This is a genomic window from Yersinia pekkanenii, from assembly GCF_001152565.1.
Lineage (GTDB): Bacteria > Pseudomonadota > Gammaproteobacteria > Enterobacterales > Enterobacteriaceae > Yersinia > Yersinia pekkanenii.
Window position 1 is genome coordinate 98,913 of sequence record NZ_CQAZ01000014.1, and the last position, 14,599, is coordinate 113,511.

Sequence of the window (14,599 nt, forward strand, 5' to 3'; positions counted from 1 at the left end):
TCCTGAAGAAAGAGGACAAACTCGGCACACCGATTGAAGACACCTATATTGGTCAAAGTGAAGTGATCTACCTCGCAGAACATCAGTTACACGGGCTGGTATGTTGCACCACAACAGCAGTGTTTGATGAAGTTTCACTGACGGCATTAGACAAGATGCTGCCTGCAGGTAATCAGCGGAATGAAGAACTGGAGAAAGCCGGTTATGACCAGGCACCACGTCTATTTCCTCGCGAAGGTGAAGCAGAAGTGTGGGTCGCCCACCGTGGCTTCACTGATTATGCTGACGCCGATCAATTCTATCGGCCACTGGCTCAGCGAAGTACCTGGCTGGTCGGTTTAACGTCCCTCATTTGGGATAAGTATTGTTATGCCGTTATCGCCATCACGCTCGCTGATGGCAGTACCACCAAAGCCGAATATGACTATCGCTTTATCACCCCGTACCAATTAACGGATATCAACGATAACGTGCATCAGGTTGCATTGGATGGCTTTGGCCGGGTCACCTCTTCACGCTTTTGGGGAACGGAATTACATGAGGGCCTCCTGGTTGACTGCGGATCCACTGATGCGCCATTTACTGCACCACAGAGTATCGAAGAGGCTATTGCAAAAGAGAATGAGATCATCCCTGTGGCTCAATTCTCGGTTTATCAGCCATTTAGCTGGATGATAAAACTTTACGGTTCAACGGTAGTTGAGTGGCTAAGTTATTTAAAAGACATGCAGGAGATGATGTCTGAACTCCCAGAGGAGGAGCAAAAAGAATGGATAAAAGAACCTGTTTTAACGCTAGAAAGCCTTATCCAAAACCAGTTCATCACCGAAGAGGGTTATATCTGCACTCTGGGTTATCGCCGATGGCTGCGACAGAGCAAGTATCCATTCAGTGAAGCAATGGGAATTGAGATCGATAACCACACTCAACGACGCCACCCGCCCCATGCCATGACGGTGGTTACCGACCGCTATGATCGTGATCAGCAAAAGCAACAACATCAGCAAGCCATTGTGTGCAGCGATGGCTTTGGCCGCGCATTGCAATCGGCACAGCGTGTTGAAACTGGCGAAGCTTATATCCGGCAAGAAAATGGCAATCTGTTCACTGAAAACAAGCAACCCGCAGTTGAAATTAGCGATCAGCGCTGGGCGGTTTCTGGCCGCGTCGAATATGACAACAAAGGGCTGGCCATCCGCGCCTATCAACCTTACTTCCTTGATGACTGGCGCTATATCAGCGATGACAGCGCCCGCACTGATACCTACGCCGATGCCCATGTTTACGACCCGCTGGGGCGTGAAATCAAGGTAATTACCGCGAAGGGATATCTGCGCCGGGCGCAATACTTCCCATGGTTTGTGATCAGTGAGGATGAGAACGACACCGCAGCAGAAGTTAGCGCAAGTAAAAACTAACACTATCAGCCATTAACCCTGACCGGCCTGCATTGGCGGTCAGGGCCACTGATGGTGAATAACCAAAGGTAATTTATTATTTAGCCTCCTGGCGCTCAACCCATGCGAATAAATAATAATATTCTTACTTGACGCGTAAATTAAAACCATTGGCCAACCCCCGGCAAGTTGACCAGAACCACTGTAGTCGTTCCAATATCTAAAATAGACTAAACACCCTATACCACCATATATTACAACTTATATTAGCCAGTTTTAAAAAGGGTTACCATTTCATCTTAGAGAGGCCACCCATGATCAAATAATTATTAAATTGAAATATCTAAAAATAAAATCGGATAAAAATAAAATTAATATATTCACAACATTTCAATTGGTTACATAATCACCAGGGGTAATTTTAAGTAATCACAGCTATTTCATAAAATTAATTAAGCGGATTTAGAGAAACTCACCGCTGTCAAGGTTAGGAATTAACTCCCTCACCGTGCGGTAGCTATGGAAATACCAGGGAATAAAAATACCTGGTCATCTCCCCCCAAAATACAGAGGTCAATTATGTCCGATATGAATAACGAAATGAATAATTCGAACGATTTTACCGATTCCTCGCTGGAAGAAATGTATGAAATATTACAAGACAGCTTGAGCTTAAGCGAAGTCCAAATATTGCATGATAACATCGGCAAACAGCAAAAACAGCAACAAGCGGCTGAGCGCAAATCGTCAGCACGGGGTAACCCACAACTGCAACAAGCCCAATCGCTGGAAATTCACCCTGATAATTCAGCGCCAGCAGCAGACAGTACCGACGCCGCAGGGGCGATGCTGTACAGCAATGAGTTCATCCCTGAGCGCCATACCGAATACGTTAATGAAGGGGAGATTGCCTCCCGCTCCTCACCAGCAGCCTATCTGGCTGAACTGTATAAACATAGCAGTAAGTTACACCCCTCCTCTGAGCCCTATCATATTGATCAGCGCCGCCCGGATATCGGCCAACTGCTATTGAGTCAGGAGAATCAGGATAACGAAATCTCTACCCTGATACTGTCCAATGAGATATTAACTGAAGCTATTAGGAAAAAAAGCGGCACCGCTGATGTCAATACCCTCCTGAAAACTGCCAATGAACATTACGATGCTGAGTTTGAAAAGTGGCAACAGGTGCTTAAAGCGCGGAAAACTACGGCAGTCCAGTTGTGGCCCGCAAACATTATTGAAGAAACACCTCTACTACTTGACCTGGGAGTTTCTCCTTCCCGTTATGTAGAATTGGGATCAACGTCTACACCTGATGTTGTATCCACCTCCTCACAGGAGATGGCCTTCTATTACGATCTGCCGCTCGCCGTGGTGGAAGAAACAGAACGCCTGCTGACTGCAAAAAAAGACCAGAACAGCTATCGCACCGCACTTCATCGGGTATTTTTACTGTACCGTGACACCCGCCTCCCGCCACAGGTATTAGTCCCTGTCATCCTCAAATATCAAGATGTCATAACTGACAGTTTCAGTGTGCTCTATCTGGCTAAAATTCTCCTGCAAGACTATCGCCTATCGTTGGCTGACGTCAGCAAAATAGTCAGTATAAACCCGGATATAACCAATGATGAGTTGGGAACGCTGCTGGCACACCACCCTCAGTTAACGGAAAGTGAATGTAAATACTTGTGGCCGTTAGCTGTGGGAGAGAAAACTGATCCTTCTCGTTATGTTGTATCATTACTTGGTGTTTTCAAAAAGTTCACTGACTCCGCCCGGTGGTTTAAACGACACGAGCTCAATCTCGCTGATTTAACAGCAATGATGGCAACCCCGTCGAAAGGCACGCGGGCGACGATTTATCAACGGTTAGAACTCTCTGAGCTAGCACTGTCGATATTGGAATTACCCGGTTTCACACTAAAAATAAAAAATAAAAACGGAAAATTGACTCTTGAAGCCCTGATGGAACTCAGCCGGTTCAACGACAGAATTAGCTCCCTGGCTGAACAGCAGGTCAGTGCTCTGTATGTGGCCCTGAAAAATGGCGAATTAACGCTACAGAAATTGGTGGCAATCATCGGCGAAAAGCCAGGTAACTTCGACTATCTACAATACACCGCTGATGCTTATAAACCCAACGATACCAATATCACCAGTTATCTCCCTAACTACAGTAATGCCTATAAATCCGGAGCCTACATTACGGATTTCAGTGATATTGAAACGGTGCTTTACTGGCAGCAAGCCGCCGGGGCGCTGCAGGTGCCTGTCAAGGTTATGCTACCGTTATATGACCGGTTACATACTTATAAAGCGGCAGCCGGCTACCTATCGTCATTAATGAGCACCGCATTCAATGCCCTGCCAGCCCCAGACATGGCCAAAATAGAAGCCACACTGACCGAGGAATACGGCAACGCTTTGGTCCACTATTACCTGACCAATATCGCTGATAAAAACCTTAATTTGACCAACCACGATGACCTGTACAGCTATCTGTTAATTGATAACCAGGTCAGCATGGAGATTAAAACCACCCGCATTGCCGAAGCCATCTCCAGCCTGCAATTATATATCAATCGCTGCCGTTACCAGCCCAAGCAGGAACCAGGGGTCAGCCAGGCGGTATTAAAGCGGGCCTTCTTCAGCCAATGGGATCGCTATAACAAAGGCTATAGCACTTGGGCTGGCATTAAACAACTGGCCTGGTTCCCGGAAAACTATATTGATCCGGCGATGCGTATCGGCCAGACCAGCATGATGGAAACCCTGCTACAGACCATCAATCAGGGGCAGCTCTCTGCCGACACCGTACAGGCAGCATTCAAAACCTACCTGACCGAATTTGAAGAGATTGCCAACCTGAGCGTGATCAGCGGTTATCACAATGATGCCAGTATCGAACAAGGACTCACTTATTTTATTGGTGAAAGCCTCACCGCCCCACCGGCTTACTACTGGCGAACCGTTGATCACGCCCAGTTCAGCGAGGGTAAATTCCCGGCGACCGCCTGGTCCGAGTGGAAAAAAATCACCGCTGCGGCCACCCCCTACCAACAACTTATCCGCCCAGTCCGCTTTAATGGCCGCCTGTATCTGTTGTGGCTGGAGCGTAACGAAGACACCGTCAACAGAAAAACCGAGGTCAGTCAAAAATGGCGCTACCAACTAAAATTGTCTCATCTGCGTTACGACGGGACCTGGAGCGTGCCCTTTAGCTTTGATACCCAAATCGACGAGAGTGACTTCAACGAGAATAGCGCTAAAAAAGAGTACGGCAGTGGCCTGCATTGCACCACCTCAGGGACACCAACTCAAATACGAGTCTGCCTGTATAAGAAACAAGCCAGTTACAGTAAAGATAGCCCGGCCAAGCTCTGGGTTATTGATGAGATGATGACGCTCACTGAACTGACAGACGCCGCAGATATTGCCTCTTGGGTCACCAGCCAGGTCAATGAGTTTGATACCCTGGATCAGCGCCGTATCGGTAATCTTTCTAGCGAGGAAATCAAATTATCCGTTAATCACTCAAGTAATAAACCCCCTGTGCGAGCTGCCGCGACCGGCTTACAAAATATACAGGGTTTTGCCAATTCCCCGTTTGGTTTTACTGATATTAAAATTCTGAATTCAACAGAAAAAGACATAACTCTACAATTTAAACCCAACCCGGTAACAATACTGGGCGTTGACAATAATACCCAACTAACAGCAAACGCCAAAAGAACCCTACAGAGGATGCGTGATAAATATGATGATGCCAATAAGCCTTGTATCGTCTATAGCGGATCCATTCGTCTTACATCAAATGATTTACCATCTTCATATGGTCGTCCAAAGAATGAATATTATACTTGTGCTATTGATATTGTTATCGCTCACCGTGACTCACACAATTTTACCATTCATATGCGCACTCAAGATACTGAATATTCTGGGGAAATGGATTATGGTGACAGACAGACGGTATTTGAAGAAGCCTTCGGGAATAAAAAACTACGCTTACCCAATAATAAATTTATAGTCTTGGACTGGTTAGGTCGTCAGGGCCGCATAAAAGATATTACGATCGAATCCTATACTTCACTGGCCCAACTTTATGAGCCTGACTGGGCGAATTTATTTGACGATACCACTTATGTCACCAGGCAGAGTCGCTCCTATATCCATGCCCCTGACTCATTGATAGTAAACGTATCTTTAGGGGGGGAAACTAAGACCGAGACGTGTAAATTATCAATAGATCAATCGAAAGCCACTTACCAATGGGATAAGCCGATGGAAGTGACACTGCCTATCCCTGCAAATTCAAAACACATCGATATTGATATCAAAATGACCGCCCCGGCCCCCGAGGGATTATTCTATGGTGCCATGGAACAGAGCATCCCTATTACTGTTATTCCGGTTGCCTCAGATAACTATCTAACGCTAAAAACCAATAAGGCTCAAGCCCAGTATCTGGAATGGGGCAAACAGAATAAGTATCAAGTGCGCCTGAACACCTTATTTGCCAAACAACTGGTGCGCCTCGCCGACAGTGGCATTGATAATATTCTCAGCCCCAATACTCAATTAATCAGGGAACCTAATCTCGGCGACAATACTAATCACGCCGCTCACCAATCTGTGGATTTTGGCGGGGCCAATGCCCTCTATTTCTGGGAGCTGTTCTACTATACCCCGATGCTGGTGATGCAACGCCTGCTACAAGAGCAGGACTTTGATCTGGCCAGCCACTGGCTGAACTATGTCTTTAATCCTGCCCAAGACGGCACCCCATGGAATACCCGCCCTCTGCAGGAAGATACTGCCTGGAATAAGACACCGCTAGACTCCACCAACCCGGATGCCGTGGCACAGGCAGATCCGATGCATTACAAACTCAGCACCTTTATGCGCCTGCTGGATTTACTGCTGGCCCGTGGCGACCAGGCCTACCGTCGCTTGCAACGCGGTAGCCTGGCGGAAGCCAAAATGTGGTATGTACAGGCCAGCACCTTGCTGGGAGAAGAACCCGAACGCTCGGCGAACATCACTCCGTGGAAAGCCCAGACGCTGAAAGACGCAGCCGGTCAACAAAACCGTCTCTTTATGCCGCAGCATAATACCAAACTGCAAGGCTACCATCAGACCCTGAAACTACGGCTGTATAACCTGCGCCACAACCTGTCGATCGACGGTCAGCCGCAACTACCGCCGATGTTTGACGCCCCGGCCGATCCCAAAAAATTACTGAGCGAGGCCGCAACTGCATCTCAAGATGGCAAGCCCTTGCCAAATGGCATCACTATCGGCTTGCAACGCTTCCCGGTGATACTGGACAGCGCCAGAAGCATGGTCGGGCAATTAATTCAGTTTGGGAATAGTTTATCCAACGTGATTGAGCGCCAGGATGCCGAACAGATGGCGACACTGATGCAAACTCAAGGCAAAGAGTTGCTGGCACAAAGTGTCTCGATGCAAAAGAAAAGCCTGGAGGAACTGCATCACGAAACCATCGGGTTGGCCGCAGCACTGGCTGGCGCGCAAGGGCGCTATGAACACTATAACGCGCTCTATGACGAAAATATCAACACCGGTGAAACCAGTGCCATTGTGCTACGGTCCACCGCAGGCTACATCGCCGGAACAACACAAGCCTTGCATATGACTGCCGCAGCACTGGATATGGTGCCAAATATCTACGGGATGGCGGTAGGTGGAGCCCGTTATGGTTCAATCGCCAATGCCATTGCCATCGGTTCCAGTATTGCTTCAACCACATCTTATTTGGCCGCTGAGGGGATAACCACCACCGAGATGTACCGCCGCCGTCGCCAAGAGTGGGGTATTGCCAGGGACAGTGCCAACACGGAGGTTGAGCAGCTCAGCGCACAGCAAAAAGCACTGAAAATCCGTTACACCGGGGCGGTGTTACAAACCACCTATCTGGAAACACAACAGGCACAACATCAGGCTCAATACGCGCTGATGACCAGTAAGTTTACCAATTTAGCACTCTATAGCTGGATGCGAGGTCGTCTGTCAGAATTGTATTCCCAATTCTACGACCAGACCGTGTCACGCTGTCTGCGAGCACAATACGGTTACCAGTGGGAAACCCTGGATACGACCGCCTATATTAAACCGAGTGCCTGGCTGGGGGGGCGTGCCGGCTTGCTGTGCGGCGAAGCTCTGATGTTAAATCTGGCGACCATGGAAGAGGCTTACCAGAAATGGGAAGGACGGGCGCTGGAAGTGGAACGTACCCTTTCACTGGCAGAGCTTTATCAGGCACAGGGTAGCTTTAACTTAGCGGAAAAAGTCGCTGAGTATGTCAATGCCGGACCAACAGCAGAGCACAGCATCGGCAAGGGGAGCACTCTCAGCATCAAAGAAAACATCTTAAGCGCTTCATTCAATATCAATGAGTTGCAACTCAGTGACGACTATCCCACAGCAATGAGATTAGGGGACCGACGCTTATTTAAACAAATCAGCGTGACCCTGCCGGCCTTATTGGGACCTTATCAAGATGTGCAGGCGGTTTTAAGCTATGCCGGTTCTAACACCGGGTTCGCCAAAGGATGCAGCGCTATTGCCATTTCACGCGGCATGAATGATAGCGGTCAGTTCCAACTGGACTTCAACGACAGTAAATATCTGCCCTTCGAAGGCATTGATATTAAAGATAAAGGCACATTCGTGCTGCGCTTCCCTAATGCCACCAACAAGCAAAAGGAATTATTGCAAAGCCTGAGCGATATCATTTTGCATATTCGCTACACCATCCGCGCTTAAAAACACAACTATTTCATTAACTCCACGGGCCCCTGCAAGGGGGCCCGACAGGGATCCATTATGGAAAATAACAAACAGCAAGTCGGTGTAGCGCCTTTATCACTCCCTAAAGGAGGCGGTGCCATTACAGGAATGGGTGAATCACTGGGTGCTATCGGCCCAAGCGGATTGGCCAACTTAACCGTACCTTTGCTTATTTCTGCTGGCCGTGGCTATGCCCCCGCGCTGGCATTGAGTTACAACAGCGGCAGCGGTAATGGCCCGTTCGGCCTCGGCTGGAATATGGGAATAATGGCTATTGCCCGACGTACCGCCAGGGGCGTGCCCCACTACGACCATCGGGATGAGTTTATTGGCCCCAACGGTGAAGTGCTGATTGCGGTGTCTGAATCAGATAAAGTTTCGCCAGATCAAAATGGTAAATTAGTTGATTTTACGGTTACCCATTATCAGCCGCGCATTGAAGGCGGTTTTGATCGTATCGAATTCTGGCAGCCCAAAGACACCGCCTCTGCCCTGACTACTTTTTGGCGGGTTTACAGCACTGATGGTCAGCAGCATTGTCTGGGTAAAACCGCACAGGCACATATCGCCAATCCAGATAATCCAATGCAGATTGCTGAATGGCTACTGGAAGAGTCCGTCTCAGCTACCGGTGAGCATATTTGCTATGACTATCAAAGCGAAGATGACACCCACGTTGATGCAACAGAGAGTGCTGCTCACCCACAAGCCAGTGCGCAGCGCTATTTGAAGCAAGTACGCTACGGTAATCTGACATCAAACGACACGCTATTTGCCGGCCAAAAATCGCAACCCAAAGACGACCAGTGGCTATTCAGGCTGGTGTTTGATTATGGCGAACGCACCAATACCTTGCCCGTCGCGCCAGCGCTAACCACGTCGGGCACCTGGTCATGCCGCCAGGATCCGTTCTCGCGTTACGAATACGGTTTTGAAATCCGCACCCGCCGCCTGTGCCAACAAGTATTGATGTTTCATAACCTGCAACTTCTGTCTGACGATAAAAATGAAAGCGATGCAGCACTGGTCGCCCGCCTGCGCCTGAACTATCTGGCCAGCCCGTATGCCAGCCAGTTAATCAGTTGCCAACAAGTGGCCCATGAACCAGACGGCACCACGCTGACGCTACCACCACTGGAATTCGATTATCAGGAACTGCAAGCGGAAGTAGAAACAAACTGGCAGGCCATGCCGGAGTGGAACAAATTTAGCCCCTATTATCAGTTGATTGACCTGAACGGTGAAGGGCTGCCGGGCATGTTGTATCAAGATAGCAGTAGTTGGCGCTATCACCCACCGGTACGCACCCCTGATAGCCAGGATGGCGTCAGCTTCGGCGCGGCACAAACTTTGCCTAAGATCCCGGTGCTACGGGGACCCGCCAACCTGATGGATATCAATGGCGATGGGCAGTTGGACTGGGTGATTAGCCAATCAGGCATTAGCGGTTATTACAGCCGTAAACCCGATGAAAGCTGGACCCAGTTCACCCCTCTCTCGGCATTGCCCGCCGAGTACTTCCACCCACAAGCGCAATTGGCGGATTTGATTGGCAATGGCCTATCTGATCTGGCGTTGATCGGGCCAAAAAGTGTGCGCCTGTATGCGAATCAGCGTGATGGTTTTGCCGCCGCGCAGCAAGTCTATCAAGACCCGGCCATCGCGCTGCCGATCCCCGGTGCCAGTGAGGCGGAGTTAGTGGCTTTCAGTGATCCGCTGGGTAGCGGCCAACAACATCTGCTGCGAGTGCGCCACAATAGTGTCACCTGTTGGCCAAATTTGGGTCATGGCACCTTTGGCAAACCAGTCACATTGAACGGCTTTAATCAGCCCGCGAAAAGTTTCAACCCGCAGCATATCTGGCTGGCAGATATTGACGGCTCCGGTACAGTTGATTTGATTTACGCTCGCAGTGATCATTTACTGATTTACCGCAATCAGAGCGGTAACCGCTTCGCCGCACCACTGAAACTACCTTTACCAAAAGGAGTCCGTTACGATAACACCTGCCAGTTGACCATGGCCGATGTACAAGGGCTGGGGGTCACCAGCTTGCTGTTAAGTGTACCGCATATGGCAAACCGCCATTGGCGCTACGATTTCACCACGACCAAGCCTTACCTGTTATGCACCGTCAATAACAATATGGGTGCCGAGAGCCGCTTGTCCTACCGCAGTTCAGCACAGTTCTGGCTGGATGAAAAAGCGGCGGCGGCCAGTAAAAAACAGAAAATTGCCTGTGGTATGCCTTTCCCGATGCATTTACTCGCGCGCACCACACAATTTGATGAAATCACCCACAATAGCCTGAGCCAACAAGCTTTTTACTATCATGGTTTTTACGATGGTATCGAGCGCGAATTCCGTGGCTTTGGCCGGGTAGACACGCTCGATACCCATGCTGAAGCACAGGGTTCCGCTCAGGAACGCACCCCGCCATCACTCAGCCGCAGTTGGTTCCATACCGGCCGTGCTGATGATGAAACCCGTTATCAAACAGAGTATTGGCAGGGCGATGACCAGGCATATCAGTTGGGTACTACCCGCCTCACTGCTTTCAATAGCCAGGCTGAAACCGATGACTTACTGGCAGAAACCACCACCGAACAACGCTATTGGTTGTATCGGGCATTGAAAGGCAGCCTGCTGCACAGTGAACTCTATGGTCTGGACGATATTGGCCTGAACGACGTACCTTACACCACCAGTAGCGCCCGCTATCAGGTACGGCAAGTCCGATCCTCCGATAACACCGCAGTTTCATCCATCACGATGCCAATGTCACTGGAGCAGCTCAGTTACCACTATGAGCGCATTCCTCAAGATCCGCAGTGCAGTCAAAGCATTGTGATGCGCTGCAATGAGTATGGTCATCCGCTACACAGCGTTGCCATCAATTATCCGCGTCGCCCTCAGGGCAAGGTTACGCCTTACTCCTGGCTGGCAACCGATCACTGGGCTAGCAGTTATGACGAACAACAACTGCTGTTGCGCATCAGCGAAAGCCAGCAATCCTACCGGCATGTGATTGAGGATAACCAACAACAACTGCAACCCGGCCAGCCACTGCAATGGGATGCCCGCAATCAGTTGCAACAGGTGATTACCGTTAAGCGTGATGACGACAACAATGACTACGAAAGCTACCTGTACGGCAGTGATGGCATGCGCATCGTGAAGCAAAGTATTCAGCAAAACCAAACCAGCAAAGTAGTGTATTTGCCGGGGCTGGAGCTGCGCACTCAGCATAATAACCATAAGCTGACGGAAGATTTTCAGGTGATCACCGTCGGTGCTGCCGGTCGCGCCCAGGTGCGGGTATTACGGTGGCAACACGGCAAACCGGAAGGGATTGATAACGATCAGTTGCGTTACAGCTTCGATAACCAAATTGGCTCCAGTTTATTAGAGCTGGATCATAACGGCGATATTATCAGCCAGGAAGAGTATTACCCGTTTGGTGGTACGGCGGTATTTGCCTCGCGTAACACGGTGGAAGCGAAATATAAAACTGTGCGTTACTCCGGTAAAGAGCGCGATGCCACCGGCCTCTATTATTATGGCTTACGTTATTATATGCCATGGCTGGGCAGATGGTTAAGTAGCGATCCGGCAGGGACCATTGATGGGTTGAATTTATATCGCATGTGCCGGAATAATCCGGTGCGCTATGTTGACCAAAATGGCCTTAATCCTAAGCAACTGGATAACAACGCGCCCCCTTCAGGAAGGGAAGGATATATATATCTCCCCTTCATTTCACCCGATATGGTGGCAATGGCGGTTGGTATTAATATTCGTCGATATATAAAAGGGAAAACACTTTACCCAGTGATTACGTCAGGAGAAAATAATCTTCCAACAATTAAGAAACTGTCTGATGAGCTTTACAGTGAGCATGCCAAGAACAGGGAGGAGGCGGTGGATTTATATAATAAAGCCAACGCATTTGATGTGGAAGGAGTCACGCCAGAAAAAAAGCAAAAGATCGAAACTTTATACAATAAAAGTACAGCGGCCATGACACTGAATTCGCGTACAGGACCTGTTTTAAGTAAAACGGTATACTCCAGTAATATTGAAAGTGGAACTCCTCATACACTCAGTACTCTGACTCCCGGTAAACATAAACTCTATGTGTTGGGACATGGTAGCGCTGCTGGCGACGATATTTCCGCCGATATTACCGGCAAAGCCGGTTTATTGACGTCTAAACAAATAGTCGGCTTACTGGCGTCAGAAGGGTTACCTAAAGAGTTTGATGATATCCGTTTTAATGCTTGCTTTGGCGCAGATACAGTAGAGCCAGAGAGTTTTGACAATGAAGCACTGGACAAAAGCGCGGGATTTAAAAAACCTAGTTGGTTACAGCACTTAGGTTTCAAAAAATCATTTGCACAAAAAGTCAGTGATGAACTATTCAATAAAGGATTCGCCGGTATTGTAAAAGCCTACCATGGTTTGGGAGATGTATATAGCATGGAAGGAGAGCACACCCGGAGAATTAAGATAAACAATAAACCTGACCAGATTGCCAGAGGAAAGATGGTTCGTCGCACATTTTCTCCGATGGAATCTTCTCACCATTAGGTATAAATCCTGAGGCTCTGTCGCATTAAGGCGTCGTTGGGTAACATGCTGTTTTTTGGCCCTGTCCTGAAAATTGTGTAAATACTTATATTCCTATAACGTGTTAAATCAAAAAGGATATAGGCAATGGCTAAAAAACTCGGTTACCCAACACTCCGCCTTAGCAATCAACCTTTTGTCACCCACGGCTGGCCGCTCACCCATACCGATGCCAAAGGCCATCTCCAGCAGATGGCCTATAACCGTGCTGGTCAGTTAAGCGGCAGTTGGCTAACGCTGAAGGGCGGAGCTAAACAGGTGATTGGCTTGCTACTATATCTAAAGAAGAAGTGAGAAATGAAAAAGAAAAATGGACAAAGCCTCACCAAGAAAAGAATAAAGAAATAAAAAGACTTACTGGAACATACAAGCCAAGTAAAGTTAGAAACTATTTATTATCATATTTTAAGGGTAATGGTAAAGCATCCGACGCTATAATCTTTAACCGAGACTCACCATTTGGTGATATTAAAGAGCAATTTGATGTCCTCACCCTAAACAAGCGAAGCATAGTTAAAGAAACATTTAGCCCAATAAACCTTGAAAAAGTAATAAATTCATTAAAAGATAATAATATAAAATATGACAGAATAACCCTCTCATTCTGTCGTAGTGGTGACAGTAAAAGCAAAGATTACGAAGTAAGTAGTAGTATCTAAACGTAATGATTGGAAGCAACTTTCCATTCTATGAGGTTGCTTCTAATCAACTCATAAATCCATCTACAATTAGGTTAGGTATATCTATGTAAGTACATAATTATATCAATAAAAAATTTGACCCTTATCAATCTTATTTATCCATATTTAAGATGAGAAATAACTCAAGCAATAGAAATCTTAATACTAAAAGGAAAATACATGGAAAACTCTCTCAATATCATTACTAACACCCCCACCATCGCCATCAGCGATAACCGTGGGCTGGGTATTCGTACACTGGCCTATAACCGCACTAATGACAGTGACACGCCTAATGAGCTGATCACCCGCAATCGCTATAACCCACTGGGGCAACTGATTGCCAGCCGTGATGCCCGCCTTGAAATCGATAACTTCCGCTATCAGTATAACCTTGCCGGCGCCGCGCTGCGCACCGACGGTGTCGATAATGGCGCAATACTGCAACTGACGGATATTGAAGGCCGGCCAGTGATGAGTTTGGATGCCAAAGGCACCCGCAGTTGGGTCACCTACGAGCCAACACTGGGCCGCCCACTGGAGCATCATCAGCAAACTGAAGCGGGGCAAAAAACGGTTACCGACCGCTTCTTCTACGCTGAAAACAATGGACAGCATAAAGCAGCTAACCTCAACGGCCAGTGCATCCGCCATTATGATACCGCCGGATTGCAGCAGGTTATTAGCCTGTCTATCACCGGTGCGCCACTGCAACAACAACGCCGCTTACTGACCGATACCCTCGGCCCGGTAGATTGGTTTGGTAAAGAACAGAGATGGGCTTCCCGCCCTAGCAATCAACCTTTTGTCACCCACTGCACCACCGACGCCCTCGGCCAGCCACTCACCCAGACCGATGCCAAAGGCCATACACAGCAGATGGCCTATAACCGTGCCGGTCAGCTCAGCGGCAGTTGGCTAACGCTGAAGGGCGGAGCTAAACAGGTGATGGTTAAATCCCTCAGCTACTCCGCTGCCGGGCAAAAACTGCGTGAAGAGAGTGGCAATGGCGTGGTGACGGAATATCGCTATGAAGCGCAAACTCAACGGCTTATCGGCATTAAAACCACCCGC

5 protein-coding genes and 1 pseudogene are annotated in these 14,599 nt (G+C 48.4%); all 6 read left to right on the forward strand.

Annotated features, from left to right (window positions below; all coding sequences use genetic code 11):
* Positions 1 to 62: 62 nt before the first annotated feature.
* Positions 63 to 1,418, forward strand: a complete 1,356-nt coding sequence (locus tag AEP37_RS27220) for a hypothetical protein (protein WP_050691928.1) — start codon at positions 63 to 65, stop codon at positions 1,416 to 1,418.
* A 558-nt stretch (positions 1,419 to 1,976) separates the two neighbouring features.
* Entirely contained in the window at positions 1,977 to 8,192 is a 6,216-nt protein-coding gene (locus AEP37_RS09335) for a Tc toxin subunit A-related protein (RefSeq protein WP_049612634.1), read from the forward strand.
* A 60-nt stretch (positions 8,193 to 8,252) separates the two neighbouring features.
* Positions 8,253 to 12,806 (forward strand): SpvB/TcaC N-terminal domain-containing protein, encoded by a 4,554-nt coding sequence (locus tag AEP37_RS09340; RefSeq protein ID WP_082170740.1) that lies wholly within the window; start codon positions 8,253 to 8,255, stop codon positions 12,804 to 12,806.
* A gap of 126 nt (positions 12,807 to 12,932) precedes the next feature.
* Positions 12,933 to 13,139: a hypothetical protein gene (locus tag AEP37_RS09345; protein WP_049612636.1), complete on the forward strand. Its 207-nt coding sequence runs from the start codon at positions 12,933 to 12,935 to the stop codon at positions 13,137 to 13,139.
* Positions 13,136 to 13,504 carry a putative adhesin gene (locus AEP37_RS09350; RefSeq protein ID WP_049612638.1) on the forward strand — a complete coding sequence of 123 codons (369 nt, stop codon included), beginning with the start codon at positions 13,136 to 13,138 and terminating at the stop codon, positions 13,502 to 13,504. The genes AEP37_RS09345 and AEP37_RS09350 overlap by 4 nt, the downstream gene beginning before the upstream one ends.
* Before the next feature lie 201 nt (positions 13,505 to 13,705).
* Positions 13,706 to 14,599: pseudogene (locus tag AEP37_RS09355) on the forward strand (toxin); the annotation flags it as partial.

Bases quoted from the DNA above. Each gene is read 5' to 3' on its own strand.
- AEP37_RS09335 (WP_049612634.1), top strand. From the start codon at position 1,977: ATGTCCGATATGAATAACGAAATGAATAATTCGAACGATTTTACCGAT.
- AEP37_RS09340 (WP_082170740.1), top strand. From the start codon at position 8,253: ATGGAAAATAACAAACAGCAAGTCGGTGTAGCGCCTTTATCACTCCCT.
- AEP37_RS09345 (WP_049612636.1), top strand. From the start codon at position 12,933: ATGGCTAAAAAACTCGGTTACCCAACACTCCGCCTTAGCAATCAACCT.